Consider the following 23,819-nt stretch of genomic DNA (forward strand, 5'->3'; position numbering starts at 1 on the left):
TTGGCCGCGTCGCGCGCCGACGGGGGTGTCGATGTCGTAACTCAGTGCACCTTGGCGCTGGTGAACTTGAGACTGGTGCCGCTGTTCGCGGTCACGAGCCAGTACGTCGAGTCGGTGATGACGACGCTGCCGAAGCCTTGCGTGATGATCGGCAGTGCGAAGCCCTTCTTCGGCAGCAGCCACGTCATGTTCGCGAGGCTGGTCGGATGGCTGGCGGCGAACGCCCAGCCGCTGCCCGTGTCGGTGGCCGACCACGTGACGTTCAGGCGTGCACGATCGAAGGTCGTGATGTCACTCATCGTGTACCACTTGAACTGACCCGTCAGTTTCAGCGTATTGGCTTGCGAGAAGATCGCGGACAACGTCGACGTGTAGGACGATGCGCCCAGCGGATGCGCATAGATCAGCCGGCTCGTGCGGTTCGCGACGACGAAGTTCATCAGGGATGCGTACCAGTTGTTCACGTCGGCCGTCGGCACCGCGTATTGCTGGAACTCCTCGAACGTCGCGTACTTGCCGAACGGCATCACGGGGTACGCCCACAGGCCGGGGTTCAGCAGCGCGCCGTTGCGGTATGCGCGGGTCGGTGCCGAGCCTGTGTGGCCGGTGAAGTAGTAGCCGTTGAAGCCGTTGCTTTCGAGCCAGTTGACCGACCAGGTCGGCGTGTTGCCTTCCGGCGCCGCGTACTCGACGTCCGGCTGGCCGGTCGCGGCCTGGACGGCCTGGTGGTTCATCACGAGGTACTGCGTGAACGTACTTGCGTTCGTTTCGCTCGCATTCGCCCCCCAGTAATCGTGAATCCAGCCGCCGTGGCTGCCGACGCGATGGCCCTTGGTCACGAAATACCTCAGGAGATTCTGCGCGGTCGGGTTGTTCGCGAGGTTGATGCCGTTGCCGTCGCCGAAGGCCGCTTCATCGGGGCCCGCCGTGATCACGAGCGAGAACGGCCCGTTGTTCCACACGCCGAGGCTCTTCAATTGCAGCGCCGGCTGGATCTGGTCGCCCGCGCAGAAGTGCCAGTTGAACACGAGGCCGGCCATCGCCTTCGGCAGCGGCGACAGCGACGGCAGGTTCAGCATCTGCGTGCCGAAATAATGCAGGTAGCCGTGAATCAGCATGCCGTCGGTCTGGCCGTCGAGGTAGGCGAGCGGCAGGTTGACGAACAACACGCCGCCGTTGCCGTACGTGTTGTAGCCGGACACGAGGCCGAAGGTCGGCGAGGTCAGGATCGTCGTGCCGGTGTACGTGCCCTGCGTGACGAAACTCGGATAGGTGAGGAAGCCGTACACGTAGCCGGAGATGCCTTCGAGCGTGTCGGTGGTGGTGGCCAGCGTCGACGCGAGCGTGTTGGCCGTCTTGCCGGTCGACGTGCTCAGGAGCGAGTTGGCGGTATACGTCGTGGTCTTCTTCAGCTTGCCGGTCACGGTGCCGGTCAGCTTCGGCGGCGTCTGGCTCAGCACGCCGCTGCCCGTGGGCGGCGTCGCGTACTGGAACCAGGCCCCGTGGTTGTAATTGGCGAGGCCGCCCGGATTCGACGGGCTGGCGGCCAGAAACAGCGTGCTGCCCGACGTCGAACTCGTCGACGTGCCGGCGGTGCTGGGCGATGCGAGCGCCGTCGCGGTCGTGGTGGTCGACGACGTCGTGGTCCACGCCATCGACTTGCCGGGCGGCACCTGGAGCGTGCGCAGCCAGCTGCTCATGCCGGTCACGTTGCCGAGGCCGATCATGTTGCCGCCGTATTGGTCATACAGCACGTAGTCCACACCGGCCATGCTGCTGAAGCGCGATTTCGGGCTGACGTAGAAGCCGGCCGAATTCAGCACGCCGAAATCGTAGACGAGCATCACCTTGCCGCCGTTCAGCGCGTAGTTCTGAATCGCGGTCACGAGCGTGTCGTCGGCCGTCGTATGCACCTGATCGGGCAGGATCAGGCCCGGATACTGCGACAGCGACGCGCCGGCCGCCATGAACTGGCTGTCGGTCATCACCTTGATCTGCAGCCCTTCCTCCTGCGCGCTGTCGAGCCAGGCGGACACGCGCGAATCGGGCAGTGTCAGCGTATCGGGCACCAACAGGAGAAGCTGGTTGGTGGCCGCCCGAACGCCGCCCGGACCGAATGCGAACGCGAGCGCGAACAGCGCGAACAGGATCCGCAAGAACTTGCCTGACTTTGCCAACATGGTGTGCTCCTCGCTCAAGGAATGGGGCGTGCGGCAGCCGTGATGCGCGTGCCGCCAGGTCGACCAATCCAGCCCCGTAGACGTGTGCGGCTGTCCGGTTCGTCGGGTATCGAGCGGTGCGTGCCGACAGCGGCCGGAACGCGCGAATGCGCCGGTGTGCCATGCTGTCTTCGCCGATGAGAGGACTCGATGCGACGCATTGAAAGAAGCGAACAACGTGCCATTGGCGCAGGAGGCCCGGTACTGCTGGCTTCTTGCGATGCGGGCCGGGCGGTGCATCCGGAAACACGGCGGAATCGTTTCATCGCTGATACGGCGCGTTCGAACGCGCTATCAGCAGACGGAATCGCGATCGCGCGTCAGTGCGCCGGGCCAGCTTGCGCAGTAGGTATAGAGCGTGACCAGCAGGCCGATCAGCAGCGGCCCGCCGAGCAGGAAATAGCAGAACGGCAAGAACAGCAGCGAGCCGTGATGGATGATCGTCGCGTGCAGCAGCATCACGAACGGCAGCGCGAACACGAAGTAGCCGAGCACCAGCAGCGATGCGACGGCCTTTTGCAGCAGCGAGAAATCGAGCGGGTAGTACAGCGCGGCCATCACCAGCGGGATCAGCGCGATCGCCGCGCCGTGCAGCACGAACATGTCGCGCAGATGCAGTGGCGGCACATACGGGAACGTGTCGGGCGCGAGCCAGAAGTACGCGCAAATCAGCAGCTGGGTGAAGCTCGCGATACGTAACAGATATGCAACAGGCAGCCAGCGTGTCCGTCGGACGAACGAGGCGGCGAAGCCGATCGCGCACAGCGCGGCGGTGGCCAGCAGCAGCGTGCCGCCCGGCAGGCGGGCCGCGACGTCGATCGACAGCAGCGGCACGCGTGGCGCGTCGGCTGGATAACCGAGCACGATCACGTGCAGCGCCGGATCGATCTGCTGCGCGCCCCATGCCATGACCGCGCGCCAGTAGCGCCACGCCAGCGGCAGTCCGAACCACAGCGACGCGTACAGCGCGGGCGTCAGCAGCGCGATCGACGACAGCCAGCGCTGCGGGTACGCGTGGGTGCGCAGCGAACGGTCGACGGGAGGACGGACGGGATGCGTGGGCATGGCGTCCGCCCGCTCACCAGCGATAGAACACGCTGAGCTCGCCGCCGATCCGTGAGTAGTACGGGTTGTGGTAATAGTCGAATTCGAGTTGCGTGCCCCACTTGCGCGTGAACCAGTAGCGCCATTTCGCGGTGATCTCGTGGCTGCGGAAATCCGCGATCTGCGAGCCGGACCCGGTGACCTGATACGCTTCGCGGCCGAACCCGCCGCGCAGCACGATCACGCTCTTGCCGACTTCGCCGTAGGTGACGGCGCCGTAGTACGCAGGTGCCTTCACCGAGCCCGGTGAATCGACCGTATAGTTCGCGCCCGCCTCGAAAATCCACTTCGGCAATGCATACCAGATCACGCCGGCGTGATAGAGCTGATCGCGGTGGCCGCTGCGGTTCCATGCGTAGCCGGCGCCCAGCGACACGACCAGCGAACGATCGGACAATAGCTTGCGGTTGAGCGACAGGTCGACGCGCGCGCTCGGCAGGATCGTGCCCGACGTGGTGCCGGAAAAGCCGATTCCACCGAACCAGTCGGGCCCGAGGTTCTGCACGTAGGTCAGCGCGCCGAGCTGCGTGTTCTCGCCGAAGCGGTGCAATTGCGCCAGTTCGCCGAGCACGGTGCGCACGCCGTCCTGATAGACGCCGCGCAGATGCACGCCGTACCAGTCGCCATAGCCGTGCGTCAGGTGCGCGCTCGAATAGCCGAGCGACAGTTCGGTGTGCGATTCCTGCGGCGCCTGCGCATGTGTGACGATGGCGTCGGGCAGCGGTGGCCGGTTCGTATCCTCGGGCGTGAACTCGGCGAGCGGCACGCCGTCCGGCAGGCCTTCGGCGTCCACGCGCACGAACATCGATTCGTCGCGCATCCGTGGCGTGATGACGGTCGCGGGGTCCGGGGGCTGCACGGCGGGCACGGCGGCGGCATCGTCCGGCTGCTCCGCCAGCGCCGCGGGCGCGCCGAAGGCGACGCCGCACAGCATCGCGAGGGTGGCAACCGGCACGCGCGGGCCGCGATGGCTGGGGCGATCGGACATGAGGCGCTCCTTAACGGGATGTGTGGAACCAGCCGCTGCGCCACGCGACGAGATCGCCATGCACGCAGGCATGATTGACGACCGAGACGTCGCGCGCGCACGCGCTGACCGGATGACCGGCGACGCCGATGCGCGCCCCCGTCAGCCGCAGCAGGCCGCCGGCCGACACGACGCCGTCGATGCAGCTCGCGTGGGCGAGCAACACATCGTCGCGCGCGAATACCGCGCCATGCAGCAACGCGTGGCGTTCGAGCTCGACGCGATGCGCCTTGACGCTGCCGCGCAGCACGCAGCCTTCGCCGAGTACGAGCGTGCCTTCGACGATCAGGTTGCCTTGCACGACCGTGTGCGCGGGCAGGCGGACGTCGCACGGCACCAGGTAACGGCCGTGCAGGAAGCGATGCGGCAGCGACGCGAAGTGGCGGGTCAGCGAGATCGCGCGGCGCGGGGCGGCCTGCGGGTCCGCGGGCCGCGCGCCGGGCGCCGCGCCGAACACGAGCGGCTCGCCATACAGGCACGCGAAGCCGCCGGCGCCGTGCAGATGCACCGTGTCGCCGACCACGACGCCGCGCAGTACCGCGCCGTCGACGTCGATCAGCGGTGCATGCGCGAGCGTGCCGATCGTCGCGCCGGCACGAATGTCGATGCGCTCGTCGGCGAACGCGTACGCGGCCCGCGCGCCGTCGTCGAGCGTGATCGTGCGATCGGCGTAAAGCACGTCGTCGCGATGTGTGTCCCGTGCGACGTGGATCGCGTCCGCATGCTGCACGGCCAGGCCGAGCGCTTGCCACGGCGGTGTGGCGGCCGCATCCGCCGACGGCGTGCCGGCCGCGTGCGCGCGCAGCGCGTCGTGCCAGCGCGCGGCCAGCAGCGCCTGATCGACGAATGGCCCGTCGCCGATCGGCAATGCTGCGACGTCGCTGCGCCGGATCAGTTCGTGCAGCATCGGCAGGAACGGCAGGGTGAGCACGCCGGCCACCGGCACCATCACATTGAAGGTCGTCATCGCTCATCGCTCCGGTTTCAATTGCCGGCGAAAACGCTCGGTCTTGTCCCATTTCAGTTCGCGGCGGAACGCGGCGTCGAGCGCGAGCCCCCATAGCGCGGCGACGACCGCCGCAATCGTCACGCAAAAGCCGACGACGTTGACCGGTACGAGCCGCAGGCGCGTCGCGCGGCCGTCGAGCCGCGCGGCGACGACGATCTCGAAGAACACGCCGAAGTTGCCGAAGGTGCTGAACGAGAACAGCGCGAACAGCGACAGGAGCAGGCCGAGCGCGGTCGAATTGACGCCGTTGAACAGGTAGAGCGCGAGCGCGGCGCTCCACGCGATCGCGAGCAGCGCGGGCATCGTGAACACGCCGAGCAGCAGGGCGCCGTCGAGCCGGCAGCGCCGCGAGATCAGCGGATTGCGCAGCACCGGCAACAGGTAGCGCAACATCGTCTGGTTGTGCCCCTTCGCCCAGCGCGTCAGTTGCCGGGCGCGGACGGCCCAGCGCTCCGGTACTTCCTCATAACATTCGGCGTGGTTCAGGTAGACCGTGCGCCAGTCGCTCAGCAGCAGGCGGTAGGTCATGTCGGTATCTTCGGCGAGCGTGTCGTCGCACCAGCCGCCCACGGCGTCGAGCGCACCCTTGCGGATGCCGCCGACCGTGCCGCCGTACTGCGGCACCAGGTGGAGATTGTTGCGGGCTTGCTGGTTGACCTGGTAGCCGCCCGCGCGCTCGAGATCGAGCAGCCGCGCGAGCAGGTTGCTGTCCGCGTTCTGCGGCACGACGCGGCCCATCACCGCGCCGACTTCCGGATCGAAGAACGGCGCGACGAGTTCCTTCAGCAACCCCGGCCGCGGCAGGTAGTCGGCGTCGAATACCACCATGATGTCGCCGCGGATGAAGCGCAGCGCATCCTTCAGCGCGGCTGCCTTGCCCGGCTTGCCGGTCTCGCGATGAAACGGCTGGATCAGTTCGGGCGCGAGTGCGCGGACTTCGTCGATCAGCACGCGCGTGTTGTCGGTCGAGCGGTCGTTGACCGGGATGATCGTCAGCCGGTCGCGCGGGTAGGTCGTGGCCAGCAGCGCCATCAGGCAATCGACGATGACGGTTTCCTCGTTGTGGGCGGCGACGAAGACCGTGAGCCGCGGCCAATCGCCGTGGGTCATCGCGCGGTAGGGCGCGTGCTGCGGCTTGAACAGGCGGTCGAGGCTGAACAGGTAGTGCCGCGCGGCATACCCGCACGTCAACAGCGTGAACAGCCACAGGTACGCCACGCACGGCATCAGCAGCAGCTCGAGATCGAACGTGATGCCCGGCGTGCCGGCCGGCGGCGGTTCGAGCGACGCATCCGGATCGGGCGAGGCCGGTGCGGCGAGCGAGAACGTCACGCTGTCGAGCGCGGTGCGTTCCATTGCGAGCCCGGTGTTTGCCGCGTTGGCGGCGTTGACGGCGGGCACGCCGAACCGGACCGGTTCGGCGATCGCCTGCGATGCGGTGTCGCGGACGATCAGCGAGCAGGCAAGCACGATCAGCAGCAGGATGCCTTGTTCGCAGAGTGACGCCGCCCGCGTTTTCTTCATGTCCTGGTCCCCGTGCCCGCGACGACGACCGATGAGAGCTGAAGGCGCTCCGTGGATCGCGCGGACGTCAATGGGAAGCCGTGGCGCGTGGGTCGTGGCGGGCGATTGTCGGTCGCCCCGGACGAACGCGTCGCGTCGCCTCCCGGCTTCGTTGCTTTGGCGTCCCCGTCTGTCTGCTGCCGTGCGAGTGCTTCGGGACGCACCTGTCTGACATTAAGCAAGGCGTGAGCCATCTGTCGGGATGCCGCGCGCAGCAAGGATCGACGCGAAGGAAGCGAATGCGGAAGTCGCGCGGGCGGCGGGTTTTGATTCACTGACGAATCAGTGTGCACGCGTCGCATTCGACCCCATACGGTCGGTTGCGTGCGTAGAGCACCTCGCACGGCGGGGGGCTTCGCATCCATCGGTGGCGCCTTGCCGGGTGAAGCTTGCATGACTGATCGTCGCGCTTCATTCGTCGCACGCGCGTTGGTGTGGTGATCGAAACCGACGCCGGTTTCATGTGAGACAAATAGACCGGACTCCGATGTATTTTCCGGTTTTTGGCCGCGTTACACATACGCAACATTTCCCGCGCACCGATTCGTGTGACGCAAGCGCCGTCGCGTGTCGGAGAAATCCTGCGCGTGCGTAGGTGGCCGACGCTCGCGTGCGCGCCGCACAGTGCACAGACGAAAGTGGCGAATCGAGATGACGCAACGCGCGTCGAAAGATGCCGCAGATTCGCTGCGTCTCGGTGGTTCGACATGCGTGCACGATTCGTCGGACGACGTCGTCAGACGGATCGGTTGAGCGTCCGGCTGTTTATCGTTGTCGTGTCGATCCGGCGAGGCGAGCGCCCGTAGCAGTTGTGAAACATTCCGCAACACGCCGTCCGCACGCGACGGCCGCTGAGCGAAGCGGGCCGGGATGCGGGCCCGCTGGTTTGAATATTGCTGTAGTGGGAGGACGTAATGCTCGACACAGCGAGGAACCGCTCATGACGTGATCGATCCAGTGCAACGGGACGCCGGTAGTACGACGATTCGCGCGGCCCGGACGGCGCGGACGAGGTGGCGCGCTCGCCCCGCAGCATCGCCGCGTGTCGAGCGCGTGCGAGTACGCGATGCGCTGCCGAATACATGCTTCGCGCCACGTGCAGGATCGCCAGGCGCGCAGTGGCTAAACGAGGACAACGATGAAGAAGATCTTGCTTGTGTTCGGGACCCGGCCGGAGGCCATCAAGATGGCGCCGCTGGTGCGCGCATTGAAGGCGCAAGCGGATGTCGACGCCCGCGTATGCGTGACCGCGCAGCATCGCGAAATGCTCGACCAGGTGCTGACGCTGTTCGACATCAAGCCCGACTACGATCTCAACCTGATGCGGCAAAGCCAGACGCTGACCGACGTGACGACCGGCATTCTCCAGGCGATCGGCATGGTCTTCGACGAACTGCGGCCGGACGTCGTGCTGGTGCACGGCGATACGACGACCACGCTCGCGGTCAGCCTCGCGGCGTTCTATCGCTATCTGCCGGTCGGGCACGTGGAGGCCGGCTTGCGCAGCGGCGACATCTGGTCGCCGTGGCCGGAGGAACTGAATCGCCGCGTGACGGATGCGGTGTCGTCCTGGCATTTCGCCCCGACCGGGCAGGCGCGCGACAACCTGCTGAGCGAAGGCGTGCCGGGCGGCGCGGTCTCGCTGACCGGCAATACCGTGATCGACGCGTTGCACGAGGTCAAGCGCATGCTGGATCGCACCGCCACGCTGTCGGACAAGGTCGCCGCGTACTTCCCGTTTCTCGAACCGTCGCGACGCGTCGTGCTGATCACCGGCCATCGCCGCGAAAGTTTCGGCGAACCGTTCCGCCATTTCTGCGACGCCCTGTGCACGCTGGCGAACCGCTATCGCGATGCGCAGTTCGTCTATCCGCTGCACCTGAATCCGAACGTGAGGGAACCGGCGCGCGCGCGGCTCGGCGACGTCCCCAATATCTACCTGATCGAGCCGCAGGAATATCTTTCGTTCGTCTTCCTGATGTCGCGCGCCTATTTCATCATCACGGATTCGGGCGGCATTCAGGAAGAAGGGCCGGCGCTCGGCAAGCCGGTGCTGGTCACGCGCGAGACGACCGAGCGGCCCGAGGCGATTCAGGCCGGCACCGCGCGGCTCGTCGGCACCGATCAGGACAGGATCGTATGGGAGGCGTCGCGTCTGTTCGACAGCGAGAGCGCTTACGAGGAAATGTCGCGCGCGAGCAATCCGTACGGCGACGGCCATGCGAGCGAGCGGATCGTTCACGCGCTGATGCGCACGCCCGGCGTGCCGACGAAGACGACGAGTTTCTCGATGGGCGCTGCGGAAATGCCGTTCAACGCGCTCACGCTCGGGTTGCAGGCATTGCGGTCGCCGTGAGGAAGGGCGCGCGGTAGCGCCTTCCGGCGCGTTCGACGCAGGCGTCAAGCATCCGGTCCGGCCGCGAGGTCGGCCGGATGCTTGCCTGTGCGCGACCCGGAACCCATTTTCCCGATGCATTCAAAAGTGTTTTCGCGGGAAGCCTCTTTCGCGAAACGGCGCCGCGCACGGATACTTCAGCGGATATCCCACCCGCATCTTCCGGAAATCGCATCGACGCGACGAAATCCGATGCGGGCTCCTTGCACTTGCACGCGATCGCCGAGCGCCCGTCGTGTGTCACACCCTGCCATTCCCCCATGACTCAATCCATTCATCAAGCCTCGTTGCCGGCCCGCTATCGCGCGTGGACCTGGCAAGGCAGCGAGCATCCCGCGCAGTTGCGTCTCGAACAACGGGAAACGCCGGGACTGAAACCCGGCCAGGTGCTGGTCCGCAATCACGCGATCGGCCTCAATCCGGTCGACTGGAAAGTGCTCGGCGGCGCGCTCGTGAACTGGCGCCCCGGGCATGTGCCCGGCGTCGATGGCGCGGGCACGGTGGTCGCGGTCGCGGACGACGCGATGCGCCACCTGCTGGGCCGCCGCGTCGCCTATCATCAGGCGCTCGGCGAGCACGGGAGTTTCGCGGAATACACACCGGTTGCGGCCGGCGTGCTGCTGACGGTGCCCGACACGCTCGATTTCGAAACGGCGGCGAGCGTTCCGTGCCCGGCGCTGACCGCATGGCAGGCGCTCGAGAAGGTGCCGTGCCGTGCGGCGAGGGAAATCCTCGTGAGCGGCGCAGGCGGCGCGGTCGGCAACTATCTGGTGCAGATCGCCGCCGCTCGCGGGTTCGTGGTGTCGGTATCGAGCCACGAACGACATTGGGAGCGCCTGCGCGAGCGCGGGGCAAGCCATTGCCTGCCGCGTCCCGTCGATGCAACGATCGGCGCGATGCCCGAACTGGCCCGGCGTTTCTATGCGGTGTTCGACAGCGTCGATGCGCGGCATGCGGCCTGCTGGGCACCTGCCGTGGCCGCGAACGGGCATATCGTGTGCATCCAGGGGCGCTTCGACACGCCGCCGCTACCGCCGTTCACGTCGAGCGCGTCGCTTCATGAAGTCGCGCTGAATGCGTTGCACACCTATGGCGACGATGCGGCGTGGCTCGAGACGACCGCGGCGGGCAGCATGCTGCTCGCCGGTATCGCGAACGGCCGGATGCAACCCGAAGCACGCGTCACCGGCGACTTCGGGAAGTTGCCGGCGCAACTGGAAGGGCTGCGGGAGCGGCGGTTCTCGGGTAAGCCGGTGGTGCTGGTCGACTGACGGAAGCGGTCGGCGCGTGGCGCGATCGGCCGGCGACGCATGCCGTGTCCGGCCGAATTCCCGTGCCGTTTGCCTGAAACGCTCGAACCGCGCCGATCCGACATCAAATCCGAAATGGCTCGATAATGCGGACGGCGATTCATGCGGACGAGCGGCTGGCTGGAATGGCGTCGAAAGGTTGCGCGGGCAACCGGCCGACGGCATCGTTCGCAGCATCCGCCCGGCCGTGCCTGCACGCGACACGGTCGACGAAACGGCGCCACGCCTGCCTGGTCGTTCGGAATGTGCGCCGCGCCGTTCGAATCCCCACTCGATGCCTGCCCGGCGGGCATCGCAACCAGGAGGTGAACGATGATCACGCTGACCGTCAACGGTAGCGAGCAGCACTTCGACGGCAATCCCGACATGCCGTTGCTCTGGTATCTGCGCGATGTGCTCGGCCACACCGGCACCAAGTTCGGCTGCGGGATGGCGCTGTGCGGTGCGTGCACCGTGCATCTCGACGGCGTGGCGATCCGCGCGTGCATCACGCCCGTCGCGGCGGCGTCGGGCAAGCGCGTGACGACGATCGAGGGGCTGTCGACGGACCTCACGCACCCGCTGCAGCAGGCGTGGCAGGAACTGAACGTCGCGCAATGCGGTTACTGCCAGTCCGGGCAGATCATGCAGGCCGCGTCGCTGCTGAAGACCAATCCCCATCCGACCGACGCCGACATCGACGATGCGATGTCCGGCAACATCTGCCGCTGCGGCACCTATACGCGCATTCGTGCCGCGATCCGGCTGGCCGTGCGCCGCGGAGGTGCCGCATGAGCGCGCCCGAACTCTCCGTCCACAACGAAAGCCGCCGCGCGTTGCTGCTCGGCTTCGCGTCCGGCGGGCTGCTGCTCGCGTTCGGCGTGCCGTCGCTCGCTCGGGCGGCCGCGCCGGTGCAGCCGCCCGTCAGCGCGAATCCGCAGTATGGCGGCGCCGGGATGCCGCACGGCTTGCGCGACGATCCGAACCTGTTCGTTGCGATCGCACCGGACGGCACCGTCACGGTGACCTGCATCCGCTCCGAGATGGGGCAGGGCGTGCGCACGAGCGTGGCGCTCGTGGTGGCCGACGAACTGGGCGCGGACTGGGCGCGCGTGAAGGTCGCGCAAGCGGTCGGCGACGAGCCGCGCTACGGCAACCAGAACACCGACGGGTCGCGCAGCCTGCGCCAGAGCTTCGCCGCGCTGCGCCGTGCCGGGGCGGCCGCGCGCACGATGCTCGCGCAGGCAGCCGCCGGCGAATGGGGCGTCGACGTGCGCCAGGTGAAGGTGACGGTGCACGAGGTCGTCGACTCGAAGAGCGGGCGCAAGCTCGGCTTCGGCGAACTGGCCGCGAAGGCGGCCGCGCTGCCGGTGCCCGATACGAAAAGCGTGCCGTTGAAGGCGCCGGCCGAATTCCGCTATATCGGCAAGGGCAAGACGGCGCTGATCGACGGACGCGACATCGTCGGCGGCCGGGCGCAGTACGGAATCGATACGCGGCTCGACGGCATGCTGTATGCGGTCGTCGCGCGGCCGCCGGCCTACGGCGATACGGTGGCGTCGTTCGACGCGTCGGCCGCCGGGAAGCTGCCGGGCGTCGTCAAGGTCGTGCAACTGGCGGCGACGCCGCTGCCATCCGGCTTCCAGCCGCTCGGCGGCGTGGCCGTCATCGCGCGCGATACGTGGACGGCCATCCAGGCGCGCGCGCAGTTGAAGATCGACTGGAAGCACGGACCCAACGCGGGCTACGACTCGACCGAATATCGCAAGACGCTCGAAGCGGCTGCCGCGCAGCCGGGCGACGTGATCCGCAACGACGGCGACGTGGCGGCCGCACTCGCCGGCGCCGCGAAACGCGTACGCGCGACCTACTACGTCCCGCATCTCGCGCACGCGACGATGGAGCCGCCCGCGGCCGTCGCGCGCGTGGCCGACGGCCGCTGCGAGGTATGGACCTGCACGCAGGCGCCGCAGACCACGCGCGACGAGCTCGCGAAGGCGCTCGGCTTGCCGGCGGAGCGCGTGACGGTCAACGTGACGCTGCTGGGCGGCGGCTTCGGCCGCAAGTCGAAGCCCGACTACGTGGTGGAAGCCGCGCTGCTGTCGAAGGCGGTCGGCGCGCCCGTGAAGCTGACCTTCACGCGCGAGGACGACATCGCGCACGACTACTTCCACGCGGTGTCGCTCGAAGCGTTCGACGGCGGGATCGATGCATCGGGGAAGGTGGTCGCGTGGCAGCATCGCACGGTCGCGCCGTCGATCCAGTCGACGTTCCGGGCCGGCGTCGTGCACGAGCAGCCGGGCGAGCTCGCGCAAGGCATCGCGGATCTGCCGTTCGCGATTCCGAACGTGCGGCTCGAGAATCCGGCCGCGGAAGCGCACACGAGGATCGGCTGGTTCCGCTCGGTGTACAACATCCCGCATGCGTTCGGCATCCAGAGTTTCGTGTCGGAGCTTGCGCATGCGGCCGGCCGCGATCCGAAGGATTTCCTGCTCGAGCTGATCGGGCCCGCTCGGCGTTTCGAGCCGCACATCACGGTGAAGAACGTGAACTACGGCGAGGATCCCGCGCTGTATCCGGTCGATACGGGGCGGCTGCGACGCGTGGTCGAGACGGTCGCGCGCGAAGCCGGCTGGGGCCGCAAGCTGCCGAACGGGCATGGGCTCGGGATCGCCGCGCATCGCAGCTTCGTGTCGTACACGGCCGCGGTGTGCGAGGTGCAGGTCGACGCGGACGGCAAGATCTCGGTGCCGCGCGTCGACATCGCGATCGACTGCGGGCCGCAGGTCAATCCGGAACGGGTGCGCTCGCAGCTCGAGGGCGCGGTGGTGATGGGGCTCGGCATTGCGCTGCACGGCGAGATCACGTTCAAGGACGGCCACCCGGAGCAGAGCAACTTCAACGGCTTCCAGGTGTTGAGAATGAACGAGGCGCCGCGTGAAATTCGCGTGCATCTGGTGGCGCCCGACGACTTCGCGACGCCGCTCGGCGGGGTCGGTGAACCGGGCCTGCCGCCCGTCGCGCCGGCGCTGACCAACGCGATCTTCGCGGCGACCGGCACGCGCATCCGCAGCCTGCCGGTGGCCGATCAGCTCGCGAAACCGCAGGCTGGTTGACGCAACCTCTGTCCCGCGCCGGGCCGCATCGTGCGGCCCGGTTTGCATCGACCCCTTGAACAAGGAGTGTGACGTGGCCTCATCCGATGTCAGTGTGAAGCAGACGGTTTCCCCCGCCGAATGGGAGGCGCGCGTCAACCTGGCGGCCGCGTATCGCCTCACCGCGCTGTTCGGCTGGGACGATCTCGTGTTCACCCATATTTCCGCGCGCGTGCCCGGCCCGGAGCACCACTTCCTGATCAACCCGTACGGGATGATGTTCGACGAGATCACGGCGTCGTCGCTGGTCAAGGTGGATCTCGACGGCCGCAAGGTGTCCGAATCGCCGTACGAGATCAACCCGGCCGGCTTCACGATCCACAGCGCGGTGCATGCGGCCCGCGACGATGCCCAATGCGTGATGCATACGCATTCGATCAACGGTGTGGCCGTCTCGGCGCAGGAAGCGGGCTTGCTGCCGCTGTCGCAGCAGTCGCTCGGCGTGCTCGCGTCGCTCGGCTATCACGACTACGAGGGCATCGCGCTCGACGAGGGCGAGAAGGCGCGCCTCGTGCGCGATCTCGGCAGCAATACGAACCTGATGCTGCGCAATCACGGGCTGCTGACCGTCGGTGCGACGCCGGCCGATGCGTTCGTCGCGATGTACTTCTTCGAAGCGGCCTGCATGATCCAGGTCCGCGCGCAGGCGGGCGGCTCGGCGCTGCTGCCGATCGCGCAGCCGATTCTCGACGGCATCAAACAGCAGATCGCCGCGGTCACGCGCGGGATGGGCGCCGGGGCGCTCGTCTGGCCCGGGCTGCTGCGCCGGCTCGATCGGCGCGATCCCGGCTACGCGGACTAGCGTGTTCGTCGTTGTCGTTTTCGAACGACCGTGCTAAATTCCTGCCAGCACTTGGAGCCACGCAACCCTTCATTCGGCTGACACGGCCGGCACCCCGGGAGGCAGCACGATGAGCCTGTTGATGTCGCGACGCGATCTCGCGTTCCTGCTGTACGACTGGCTCGACGCCGAAGCGCTCGTCGCGCTGCCGCGTTACGCGGAGCATAGTCGCGAGACCTTCGACGCGGTGCTCGACACCAGCGAACGGATCGCCGAAGACCTGTTCGCGCCGCATGCGGCGCGCGGCGATCGCGACGAGCCGCGGTTCGACGGCGAACGCGTGACGCTGATCCCGGAAGTCGAACCGGCCGTGCGCGCGTTCGCGGACGCCGGGCTGATCGCCGCGGGGCATGACGAAGCACTCGGCGGCATGTGCTTGCCGAAGCTGGTCGAAGCCGCGTCGTTCCTGTTCTTCCAGGCCGCGAACATCGCGACGGCCGCGTATCCGTTCCTGACCGTCGCCAATGCGAACCTGCTCGTCGCGCACGGCAGCGCCGCGCAGATCGACGCGTTCGCGCGCCCCGAGCTGGAAGGGCGTTTCCTCGGCACGATGTGCCTGTCCGAGCCGCAAGCCGGCTCGTCGCTGTCCGACATCGCGACGCGCGCCGATTTCGAATGCGATTCGCCGCTCGGCCCGCGCTACCGGCTGACCGGCAACAAGATGTGGATATCCGGCGGCGAGCACGAGCTGGCGGAGAACATCGTCCACCTCGTGCTCGCGAAGATTCCCGACGAACATGGTCGGTTGCAACCCGGCACGCGCGGCATCTCGCTGTTCATCGTGCCGAAGTTCCTGACGGGCGCCGATGGCGATGCGAACGGCGAGCACAACGACGTCGTGCTCGCCGGGCTGAACCACAAGATGGGCTATCGCGGCACGACCAACTGCCTGCTGAATTTCGGCGAAGGGACGCGTTACCGTCCGGCAGGGCGTGCGGGCGCGATCGGTTATCTGGTCGGCCAGCCGAATCATGGGCTGGCCTACATGTTCCACATGATGAACGAGGCGCGCATCGGCGTCGGCGCGGGCGCGGTGGCGCTCGGCTACACCGGTTATCTGCACGCGCTCGACTATGCGCGCAACCGTCCGCAAGGGCGCCCGCTCGGGCCGGCCGGCAAGGATGCGGCCGCGCCGCAGGCGCCGATCGTCGATCATCCGGACGTGCGGCGCATGCTGCTCGCGCAGAAGGCTTACGTCGAGGGCGGGCTCGCGTTGATCCTGTACTGCGCGAAACTTGTCGACGAAGCGCGCGCGCACGACGATGCGGCGGTGCGCGCCGATGCCGCGCGCCTGCTCGACATCCTGACGCCGATCGCGAAAAGCTGGCCGTCGCAGTGGTGCGTTGCCGCGAACGATCTCGCGATCCAGGTGCACGGCGGTTACGGCTATACGCGCGACTACGCGGTCGAACGGCTCTATCGCGACAACCGCCTGAATCCGATTCACGAAGGCACGCACGGCATCCAGGCGCTCGATCTGCTGGGCCGCAAGGTGAGCCAGGACGACGGCGCGTCGCTGCGCGCGCTCGATGCACGGATCGGCGCGACCGTCGAGCGTGCGCGAGCGCTGGATGCCGGCATGCGCGAGCAGGCCGAGGCATTGGCCCGGCGCTGGGCGCGGCTGGGCGACGTGACACGCCAGTTGAGCGCGATCGGCGATCCGCAGACGCGGCTCGCGAACGCGAGCGTGTATCTCGAAGCGTTCGGCCATCTCGTCGTCGCCTGGCTGTGGCTCGACGTGACGCTCGCCGCGCACGGGCACGACGGCGATTTCCACGACGGCAAGCGCGCGGGGGCCCGCTACTTCTTCCGCTGGGAACTGCCGAAGGTGGATGCACAGCTCGACCTGCTGTCGAGCGTCGACACGACCACGCTCGACATGCGCGACGCGTGGTTCTGAACGTGGTTTCAACGACATTCCGGAATATCGACGAGCGCGCGGATGCCGACGGCCATCGCGCGCGCGTCGTGAACCGGCCGCGCGGGGGCGCCCGCGGACCGTACCGATGCCCGGCCACACCGGGCAAGGAGAGAAGCGCATGAAAGCCCTGTTGTGTACCGCATTCGGCCCGATCGACCGCTTGCGTATCGAAGATGTCGCGATTCCCGAACCGGCGGCCGGGCAGGTCCGGATCCAGGTGAAGGCGGCATCGCTCAATTTCCCCGACGCACTGATCGTCCAGGGGCTGTATCAGGTGAAACCGGCGCTGCCGTTCTCGCCGGGCGCCGAGTTTGCCGGCGTGATCGACGCGGTCGGCGATGGCGTCACCGCGTGGCGGCCCGGCGATTCGGTGATGGCGTTCACCGGGCACGGCGGGTTCGCGGAATACTGCGTGGCCGACGCGCACCAGCTCGCCGCGCTGCCGCCGGGGATGACGTTCGAGCAGGGCGCGGCGCTCGTGCTCGCGTACGGCACGTCGCTGCACGCGTTGCAGCAGCGTGCGCGCCTGCAGGCGGGCGAGACGCTGCTCGTGCTGGGCGCGGCGGGCGGCGTCGGGATCGCCGCGATCGAGATCGCGAAAGCGCTCGGTGCGCGCGTGATCGCGGCGGCGTCGAGCGCGGACAAGCTCGCGCTGTGCCGTGAAGCCGGCGCCGACGAGACGATCGACTATGCGACCGAAGACCTGCGCCGCCGCGTCGACGAGCTGACCGGCGGGCGCGGCGCCGACGTCGTCTACGATCCGGTGGGCGGCGCGTACAGCGAAGCGGCGCTGCGTGCGACCGCGTGGCGCGGGCGGTTCCTCGTGGTCGGTTTCGCGGCCGGCGAGATCCCGAAGATCGCGCTGAACCTCGCGCTGCTGAAGGAGCGCGACATTCTCGGCGTGTTCTGGGGCGATGCGGTGCGGCGCGACCCGGCGCAGCATGCCGCGAACATGCGGCTGCTCGCCGAATGGTTCGCGGCCGGCAAGGTGCGGCCCGCGATCACCGAGCGCGTGTCGCTGGCCGGCGCGGCCGACGCGATCGCGCGGATGGCGAACCGGCAGGTGAAGGGCAAGGTCGTGATTTTTCCGGACGCGTGATCCGGTTTCGCCGCGCGGCGACGCCATGCAGGCCGCGCGGCCGCTTCTTCATGACGGCGAAGGGCGGCGCGACCCGCTGCCACCACGCCGGACTATGCAGGCGAGCACGCGGTGCCGCGCGGCGCTGAAACGAACGCCGCCCGTCCTGCGTCAGCGGCTTCAGTCCTTCGGCAGGCGCAGCGTCTCGAGCGCATGCTGCGAAAACTCGACCCAGAACCGCTCGTTCGCGATGCCGGCCTGCAGCACCAGATGCTGCAGCCGCTTCGTGCGTGAATCGCCGGCCGCCGGAGCGCCGGCCGCCGGATCGCCGGCCGTCGCAAAGTCGCGCGCCTCGATCTGCAGATACAGATCCAGCTTTTCCTGATGAAGCGCGATGCGCCGCCGGATCTCGTGCTCGAGGCCGGCCGGCCCGAGCACGGCTTCCGCGCGCAGACGCACCATCAGCGCCTCGCGCAGCGGCGTCGGATCTTCCGGTTCGGCGATCCAGCGGCGCAATTCCTTCTTGCCGGCCGGCAGGATCCGGTACGCGCGCTTGCGGCCGCGACCGGACTCGGCGGGCAGCGATTCGATCCAGCCCATTTCCTCGAGACGCCCGAGTTCACGATAGATCTGCTGGTGCGTCGCCTGCCAGAAGTAGCCGATCGAGCGATCGAAACGGTCGGCGAGCTCGGACCCCGAACCGGGGCGTTCGGCGAGGGCGGTGAGAAGCGCGTGCGGCAGGGACATGTCGGATCGAGGCAGGCGGCGGAATGAACCGCATCTTGCCATATCGGGGCCGCAGCACAAATGGCGAACGCATGTTTATGCAACATGTTGCATAAACAAAGGCGGCGGGCTACCATCAATGCAACTTGTTGCATAAACATGGAGACATCCGATGGCTTCCCGTTATCCGCATTTGACGACTCCGCTCGAACTCGGCTTCACGTCGCTCAGGAACCGCGTGTTGATGGGGTCGATGCACGTCGGCCTGGAGGAAGCGCCGAACGGCTTCGAGCGGATGGCCGCGTTCTATGCGGAGCGCGCGCGCGGCGAGGCTGGCCTGATCGTCACGGGCGGCTTCGCGCCGAACGAGCGCGGCCGTCCGGCGCCCGGCGGCGCGATGCTGACGACCGAAGCGGACGCCGAACGGCATCGCGTCGTGACGCGCGCGGTGCAGGCGGAGGGCGGCCGCATCGCGTTGCAGATCCTGCATTTCGGGCGTTATGCGTATCACCCGGCGCTCGCGGCGCCGAGCGCGCTGAAGGCGCCGATCAACCCGTTCACGCCGCATGCGTTGACGAGCGACGAGGTCGACGAGACGATCGCCGATTTCGTGCGATGCGCGGCGCTCGCGCAGCATGCGGGCTACGACGGGGTCGAGATCATGGGCTCCGAGGGCTACCTGATCAACGAATTCATCGTCGCGCGCACGAACCATCGCGACGATGCGTGGGGCGGCGCGTACGACAACCGCATCCGCTTCGCGGTCGAGATCGTGCGGCGCGTGCGCGAGCGTGTGGGTGCGAACTTCATCGTCATCTATCGGCTGTCGATGCTCGATCTCGTCGAAGGCGGCTCCACGCTCGACGAGGTGATCCGGCTCGCGCGGGCGATCGAGGCGGCCGGCGCGACGATCCTCAATACCGGCATCGGCTGGCACGAGGCGCGCATCCCGACCATCGCGACCAAGGTGCCGCGCGCCGCGTATGCGTGGGTGACGCGGCAACTGATGGGCAAGATCGGCATTCCGCTCGTCGCGACCAACCGGATCAATACGCCGGAAGTCGCCGAGCAACTGCTCGCCGACGGCTATTGCGACATGGTGTCGATGGCGCGGCCGTTCCTCGCCGATGCCGAATTCGTCCGCAAGGCGCGGGAAGGGCGCGCGGACGAAATCAACACGTGCATCGGCTGCAACCAGGCGTGCCTCGACCATACGTTCAGCGGCAGGATCACGTCGTGTCTCGTGAATCCACGTGCGTGTCATGAAACCGAGCTCGTGATCGCGCCCGCGCCGCGCCGCAAGCGGATCGCGGTGGTCGGCGCCGGGCCGGCGGGCCTTGGCTTCGCGGTCACGGCGGCCGAGCGCGGTCACGCGGTCACGCTGTACGAAGCGGGCGCCGAGATCGGCGGTCAGTTCAATCTCGCGAGGAAGGTGCCCGGCAAGGAGGAGTTCAACGAGACGCTGCGCTATTTCCGCCGGCAGATCGAACTGCGCGGCATCGCGCTGCACGTCGATACGCGTGCGACGGCCGAGATGCTGTTGCAGGGTGAATTCGACGAAGTGGTGATCGCGACCGGCATCGTGCCGCGCACGCCGCCGATCGACGGTGTCGGTCATCCGAAGGCGCTCGGTTATCTCGACGTGCTGCGCGACGACAAGGCCGTCGGCAACTCCGTCGCGATCGTCGGCGCGGGCGGTATCGGCTTCGACGTCGCGGAATATCTCGTTCATCGCGATCGCGGCGAGCATGGCGACGCGGACCGGTTCTTCAGCGAATGGGGCGTCGATCGATCGTATGCGAATGCCGGCGGGCTGGGCGCCGCGCGGCCCGAACCGGCCGCGCGGGAAGTGCACCTGCTGCAGCGCAAGGCGTCGAAAGTCGGCGACGGGCTCGGCAAGACCACCGGCTGGATTCACCGCACGGCGCTGAAGGCGCGCGGCGTGGGGATGTCGTCGTCGGTCACGTACCGGCGCATCGACGATGACGGCTTTCACGTGACGATCGACGGCGTCGAACGGACGCTGCCGGTGGACAACGTGGTGATCTGCGCGGGGCAGGAGCCGTCGCGCGAGCTGGCGGAACAGCTGCAGGCAGCCGGATGCCGCGTGCATCTGATCGGCGGCGCATACGAGGCCGCCGAACTCGATGCGAAGCGCGCGATTCACCAGGGCACGACGCTGGCCGCGACCCTTTGATACCGATTCGTTTCTTCCCCCGTCCAACAACGTTACTGGAGACTGCGATGACGCACCCGCCGCTGAATGTTCATCCCGCCGTCGCGAAATCGCTCGACGCGTGGCACGCGATGGTCGAACGCAAGGATTTCGGCGCGCTGGAATCGATCGTCCATCCGGACGCCGTGTTCCGTTCGCCGATGGCGTTCAAGCCGTACGGGCCGGCGCCCGCGTTGCTGATGGCGCTGCGCACGGTGATCACGATCCTCGACAACTTCACGTATCACCGCCAGTTCGTGACCGACGACGGCAAGAGCGTCGTGCTGGAGTTCGGTGCGACCGTCGGCGACAAGGCGCTGAAGGGGATCGACATGATCCGCTTCGACGACGACGGCCGGATCGTCGAATTCGAGGTCATGGTCCGGCCGTTCAATGCGCTGCAGGCGCTCGGCGCGGAAATGGGCGCGCGGCTCGGGCAGCAGTTGCCGGCATTCAAGACCGGCGGTTGAGCGGTGCGGCGGCTGCCGCGCAGCCCGGTCCGCCGCCGCATCTCGTCACGCCCGCGCGAGCCGCTCGACGAACCAGTCGCACGCGAACGCGGTGCGCTCGGACGCGTGGTTGTAGATCGTATGCTCGCCGTCCGGCCAGACCCTGAGCGTCGCGTCGCCGGACGTCGCCGCATCGAGAAACGGCTGCTGATCGTCGAGCCGGATCAGCGGATCCGCGCCGCCGTGCAGCACCAGCAGCGGACACGCGATGCGGTCGCGTTCGGACGAAAAGCGCATGCGCGCGAAGTTCGCCGACACCGCCTCGGGATCGTCGTTGCCGAGCATCGCCGCCGCCTGTTCGACGAACGTGCGGAACGGCAGCAGCGTGGGTGCCGCGAGCGCGCCGTTTACGCAACAGGCCGCGATCCGTGCGTCGGATGCGGCGGTCGACGCCGCCCACAACCCGCCGATGCTGTTGCCCCAGATACCGATCGGCCCGGGCACGCGCGCGGCGACGTGATCGACGAAGCGTCGGTACGCGGCGCGCGTGTCGACGTCGACGAAGATCCGCTGTTCGAGCCGCGTCTCGCCCTGGCCGGGCCCTTCGGCAAGCAGCGTCGCGACGCCGCGCGCGGCGAGCGCGCGGGCGATCGGCCAGTACGCGAAGCCCCAGCCGCTCTGGCCGCCGAACACGATCACGGTGCCGCGGATGGGCTCCGTCGTCGGACGAACCAGCCAGCCGATCAGGCGCGCATCGCCGAACGGCACTTCGACGCGTTCGATCCGTTTGTCGGACCAGCGCGCGAGGCCGTACGACGCGTCGACGAGCCGCGCATACAGCGCGCGCTTGCGCGGCACGTCGTGATTGAACGCCATCTGCGCGAACAGCAGATCGGCGATGGCCATTGCCTGCGCGTCGGCGGCCGTGACGAGGTGGCCGGCGTCCGCCGCCTGGGTGGCGCGCGCGAGCTGCGCGTCCGCCAGCGCTTCGGCCGCGACGTCCCATGGTTCGCCGGCCGACGTGCGTGCGTGCAGCGCCACGGCGTCCGCGTAGTCCATTCCGCAATCGAGCAGGCGCGTGACGGGCATCGCGCGTTGCAGCGACAGCGCGAACGGTGACAGTTCGGTCGTCATGCGTGCGTCTCCTTCACGAAACGTGGGCGGTTGGGGCCGACACCGCGGCCGGCGTGGTGGAACGGGGCGACCAGTGCAGCGTGTCGCGCAGGGCGTCGACGAGTGCGCCGAGGCCGCGCAGGTCGGCCACCGAACCGAACACGATGAAATCGGGCCGCTTGATGTACGCGGCGATGCCGTGCGCCTGCAGGAACGCGTGCTGTTCGCCGTCGACGTCGATCACCGCATCCGGCGCGCAGACGTCATCGGCCAGCACGGCAACGTGGCAACCGAGTTGCGCGAGGAACGCGCGCTGCGCGTCGTCGAGATGGCGGGCGGGGTGCTCGCGCGTGACGAGCTGAAAACCCTGGCCGACCACGTCGTCGAAGCGGCCTTCGGCCGCGCCGCGGCGGACGCGCCCTTGCGGCGCCGGCGCGCCGGTCGTCGGCAGCAGCGTACCGTCGGCTTCGGCGTGCACGATGCCGTGCTCGAGCTTCGGGAACGGCGGCATCGGCGGCATGGCGCCGGAGCGGAGCGCCGCGTCGCGCTCGGCGACCTTGCGCGGATCGTCCTCGTTGACGATCTGCCCGAGGAACAGCGACATCTGCGTGATCGCGCTCACGTGCGGGCGGCGCTCGGCTTCGTAGGTGTCGAGCAGATCGGCATGCGCGCGCCCGGTCAGCACGAGATCCAGCTTCCATGCGAGGTTGATGCCGTCGCGCATGCCGGAGCACGCGCCTTGTCCCATGTACGGCATCATCGTGTGCGCGGCGTCGCCGGCGAGCAGCACGCGGCCGGCGCGCCAGCGCTCGGCCATGCGCGTTTCGAACGTGTAGACGACGTGGCGCAGCAGTGTCAGGTCGTCCGGCCCGTAACCGTAGTGATCGTCGAGCCACTTCCAGCCGGCCGCTTCGGTTTCCCAGTCGGCCGTCGATTCGTTCGGCAGCACGCGCAGCTCGAAACGCGTGCGCTTCGTGCCGATCGGCATGTGCATGTACGCGCGGGCCGGGTCGCAGTAGATCGTCGTGCGCGCGCAGCCATCGCCGAGATCGCGCTTGTTCTCCGAGTCGAGATTGAGCCAGCGCTCGTTGTAGCCGAAATCGGACCGCTCGATGCCGAGCGTGCGGCGCACGAAGCTGTTCGCGCCGTCCGCGCCGATCAGGTAGCGTGCGCGGATCGTGCGCGGCTGGCCGGTCCATTGCGCGTCCTGGCCGCCGCGCCACGGATGCGCGGTGAGCGTCACGCCGTCGTCGTCCTGTTGCAGCGTGTCGACTTCCCAGCCGCGCAGGATCGTCACGTTGCGGAACGTGCTTGCGCGTGCATCGATCGCATCCTCGATATCGGGCTGGTAGATCGAGATGTGCGCGGGATAGCCGCACGCGCGGCCGGTCCAGTTCAGTTCGAGCAGCAGGTCGCCGTTCGCGTCGCGGTAGTGGTAGGTGTCGACCGCCTTCGCGTTGCGCAGCGCGTGATCGACGTCGGCGCTGGCCTGCACGATCCGCGCGGTTTCGCCGTCGATGTGCGTGAGGCGCGGCAGGCCGTACGGCGTCGGCCAGCGTTCGAGGACGATCACGCGATGGCCGGCGCGGCCGAGCATCGATGCGGCGACGAGGCCGGTCGGGCCGTAGCCGACGATCGCGACGTCACAGGGTTCGACGGTGCGCTCGCCGTGCGCGCTCGATTCGGTATTCATGCGGGTTGTCTCCATGACGGTT

Annotated in this window: 17 protein-coding genes; 9 read left to right on the plus strand and 8 right to left on the minus strand. The window is 68.0% G+C overall.

Features of this window, described 5'->3' with window-relative positions; genetic code table 11:
- Window positions 1-41 precede the first annotated feature (41 nt).
- The 5 genes from H0X91_RS18225 to H0X91_RS18245 form a co-directional block, all read right to left on the minus strand.
- On the minus strand, window positions 42-2,180 hold the full coding sequence (locus H0X91_RS18225) for a polysaccharide deacetylase family protein (RefSeq protein ID WP_006497592.1): 2,139 nt from the start codon (window positions 2,178-2,180) through the stop codon (window positions 42-44).
- Window positions 2,181-2,513: 333 nt separating this feature from the next.
- On the minus strand, window positions 2,514-3,284 hold the full coding sequence (locus H0X91_RS18230; RefSeq protein WP_006490531.1) for a hypothetical protein: 771 nt from the start codon (window positions 3,282-3,284) through the stop codon (window positions 2,514-2,516).
- A 13-nt stretch (window positions 3,285-3,297) separates the two neighbouring features.
- Complete coding sequence (locus H0X91_RS18235) at window positions 3,298-4,311, minus strand: YaiO family outer membrane beta-barrel protein (protein ID WP_006490613.1); 1,014 nt, start codon at window positions 4,309-4,311, stop codon at window positions 3,298-3,300.
- A 10-nt stretch (window positions 4,312-4,321) separates the two neighbouring features.
- The gene (locus H0X91_RS18240; RefSeq protein WP_062884618.1) at window positions 4,322-5,317 is read right to left on the minus strand and encodes a polymer-forming cytoskeletal protein; all 996 of its coding nucleotides are present in this window, start codon (window positions 5,315-5,317) and stop codon (window positions 4,322-4,324) included.
- Window positions 5,318-5,320: 3 nt separating this feature from the next.
- Window positions 5,321-6,883, minus strand: coding sequence for a glycosyltransferase family 2 protein (locus H0X91_RS18245; protein WP_196433219.1), 1,563 nt, complete (start codon window positions 6,881-6,883; stop codon window positions 5,321-5,323).
- Between the two features lie 1,177 nt (window positions 6,884-8,060).
- Here H0X91_RS18245 and wecB point away from each other — a divergent pair.
- The 7 genes from wecB (at window position 8,061) to H0X91_RS18280 (ending at window position 17,622) form a co-directional block, all read left to right on the plus strand.
- On the plus strand, window positions 8,061-9,278 hold the full coding sequence (gene wecB, locus H0X91_RS18250; RefSeq protein ID WP_006497588.1) for a non-hydrolyzing UDP-N-acetylglucosamine 2-epimerase: 1,218 nt from the start codon (window positions 8,061-8,063) through the stop codon (window positions 9,276-9,278).
- Window positions 9,279-9,577: 299 nt separating this feature from the next.
- Window positions 9,578-10,588, plus strand: coding sequence for a zinc-binding dehydrogenase (locus tag H0X91_RS18255; RefSeq protein WP_034178406.1), 1,011 nt, complete (start codon window positions 9,578-9,580; stop codon window positions 10,586-10,588).
- A gap of 351 nt (window positions 10,589-10,939) precedes the next feature.
- The gene (locus H0X91_RS18260; protein WP_006490528.1) at window positions 10,940-11,401 is read left to right on the plus strand and encodes a (2Fe-2S)-binding protein; all 462 of its coding nucleotides are present in this window, start codon (window positions 10,940-10,942) and stop codon (window positions 11,399-11,401) included.
- Entirely contained in the window at window positions 11,398-13,722 is a 2,325-nt protein-coding gene (locus H0X91_RS18265) for a xanthine dehydrogenase family protein molybdopterin-binding subunit (RefSeq protein ID WP_006490526.1), read from the plus strand. The genes H0X91_RS18260 and H0X91_RS18265 overlap by 4 nt, the downstream gene beginning before the upstream one ends.
- Before the next feature lie 73 nt (window positions 13,723-13,795).
- Complete coding sequence (locus tag H0X91_RS18270) at window positions 13,796-14,563, plus strand: class II aldolase/adducin family protein (RefSeq protein WP_006490608.1); 768 nt, start codon at window positions 13,796-13,798, stop codon at window positions 14,561-14,563.
- Between the two features lie 109 nt (window positions 14,564-14,672).
- Window positions 14,673-16,502 (plus strand): acyl-CoA dehydrogenase, encoded by a 1,830-nt coding sequence (locus tag H0X91_RS18275; protein ID WP_196433220.1) that lies wholly within the window; start codon window positions 14,673-14,675, stop codon window positions 16,500-16,502.
- Between the two features lie 139 nt (window positions 16,503-16,641).
- Window positions 16,642-17,622, plus strand: a complete 981-nt coding sequence (locus H0X91_RS18280) for an NADPH:quinone oxidoreductase family protein (protein WP_034200742.1) — start codon at window positions 16,642-16,644, stop codon at window positions 17,620-17,622.
- Between the two features lie 159 nt (window positions 17,623-17,781).
- Here H0X91_RS18280 and H0X91_RS18285 read toward each other — a convergent pair whose 3' ends face one another.
- Complete coding sequence (locus H0X91_RS18285; protein WP_006497582.1) at window positions 17,782-18,348, minus strand: PadR family transcriptional regulator; 567 nt, start codon at window positions 18,346-18,348, stop codon at window positions 17,782-17,784.
- A 151-nt stretch (window positions 18,349-18,499) separates the two neighbouring features.
- On the opposite strand from H0X91_RS18285, the gene H0X91_RS18290 reads away from it, so the two are divergent.
- Window positions 18,500-20,524: an oxidoreductase gene (locus tag H0X91_RS18290; protein WP_196433221.1), complete on the plus strand. Its 2,025-nt coding sequence runs from the start codon at window positions 18,500-18,502 to the stop codon at window positions 20,522-20,524.
- 47 nt (window positions 20,525-20,571) lie between these two features.
- Window positions 20,572-21,012 carry a nuclear transport factor 2 family protein gene (locus tag H0X91_RS18295; protein ID WP_006490563.1) on the plus strand — a complete coding sequence of 147 codons (441 nt, stop codon included), beginning with the start codon at window positions 20,572-20,574 and terminating at the stop codon, window positions 21,010-21,012.
- Between the two features lie 45 nt (window positions 21,013-21,057).
- On the opposite strand, the gene H0X91_RS18300 is transcribed toward H0X91_RS18295, so the two are convergent.
- The gene (locus H0X91_RS18300; RefSeq protein WP_034200738.1) at window positions 21,058-22,125 is read right to left on the minus strand and encodes an alpha/beta hydrolase; all 1,068 of its coding nucleotides are present in this window, start codon (window positions 22,123-22,125) and stop codon (window positions 21,058-21,060) included.
- A 13-nt stretch (window positions 22,126-22,138) separates the two neighbouring features.
- Entirely contained in the window at window positions 22,139-23,797 is a 1,659-nt protein-coding gene (gene mhpA / locus H0X91_RS18305) for a bifunctional 3-(3-hydroxy-phenyl)propionate/3-hydroxycinnamic acid hydroxylase MhpA (RefSeq protein ID WP_034200737.1), read from the minus strand.
- Window positions 23,798-23,819: the final 22 nt, after the last annotated feature.

It is taken from the genome of Burkholderia sp. 9777_1386, assembly GCF_015712265.1.
GTDB lineage: Bacteria > Pseudomonadota > Gammaproteobacteria > Burkholderiales > Burkholderiaceae > Burkholderia > Burkholderia cenocepacia.

What these genes read in the sequence shown, in the direction of transcription:
- H0X91_RS18255 (WP_034178406.1), top strand. Translation starts at nt 9,578, where the DNA reads ATGACTCAATCCATTCATCAAGCCTCGTTGCCGGCCCGCTATCGCGCG.
- H0X91_RS18235 (WP_006490613.1), bottom strand. Translation starts at nt 4,311, where the DNA reads ATGTCCGATCGCCCCAGCCATCGCGGCCCGCGCGTGCCGGTTGCCACC.
- H0X91_RS18295 (WP_006490563.1), top strand. Translation starts at nt 20,572, where the DNA reads ATGACGCACCCGCCGCTGAATGTTCATCCCGCCGTCGCGAAATCGCTC.
- H0X91_RS18300 (WP_034200738.1), bottom strand. Translation starts at nt 22,125, where the DNA reads ATGACGACCGAACTGTCACCGTTCGCGCTGTCGCTGCAACGCGCGATG.
- H0X91_RS18285 (WP_006497582.1), bottom strand. Translation starts at nt 18,348, where the DNA reads ATGTCCCTGCCGCACGCGCTTCTCACCGCCCTCGCCGAACGCCCCGGT.
- H0X91_RS18280 (WP_034200742.1), top strand. Translation starts at nt 16,642, where the DNA reads ATGAAAGCCCTGTTGTGTACCGCATTCGGCCCGATCGACCGCTTGCGT.
- H0X91_RS18245 (WP_196433219.1), bottom strand. Translation starts at nt 6,883, where the DNA reads ATGAAGAAAACGCGGGCGGCGTCACTCTGCGAACAAGGCATCCTGCTG.
- H0X91_RS18290 (WP_196433221.1), top strand. Translation starts at nt 18,500, where the DNA reads ATGGCTTCCCGTTATCCGCATTTGACGACTCCGCTCGAACTCGGCTTC.
- H0X91_RS18265 (WP_006490526.1), top strand. Translation starts at nt 11,398, where the DNA reads ATGAGCGCGCCCGAACTCTCCGTCCACAACGAAAGCCGCCGCGCGTTG.
- H0X91_RS18240 (WP_062884618.1), bottom strand. Translation starts at nt 5,317, where the DNA reads ATGACGACCTTCAATGTGATGGTGCCGGTGGCCGGCGTGCTCACCCTG.
- H0X91_RS18275 (WP_196433220.1), top strand. Translation starts at nt 14,673, where the DNA reads ATGAGCCTGTTGATGTCGCGACGCGATCTCGCGTTCCTGCTGTACGAC.
- H0X91_RS18260 (WP_006490528.1), top strand. Translation starts at nt 10,940, where the DNA reads ATGATCACGCTGACCGTCAACGGTAGCGAGCAGCACTTCGACGGCAAT.
- H0X91_RS18230 (WP_006490531.1), bottom strand. Translation starts at nt 3,284, where the DNA reads ATGCCCACGCATCCCGTCCGTCCTCCCGTCGACCGTTCGCTGCGCACC.
- mhpA (WP_034200737.1), bottom strand. Translation starts at nt 23,797, where the DNA reads ATGAATACCGAATCGAGCGCGCACGGCGAGCGCACCGTCGAACCCTGT.
- wecB (WP_006497588.1), top strand. Translation starts at nt 8,061, where the DNA reads ATGAAGAAGATCTTGCTTGTGTTCGGGACCCGGCCGGAGGCCATCAAG.
- H0X91_RS18225 (WP_006497592.1), bottom strand. Translation starts at nt 2,180, where the DNA reads ATGTTGGCAAAGTCAGGCAAGTTCTTGCGGATCCTGTTCGCGCTGTTC.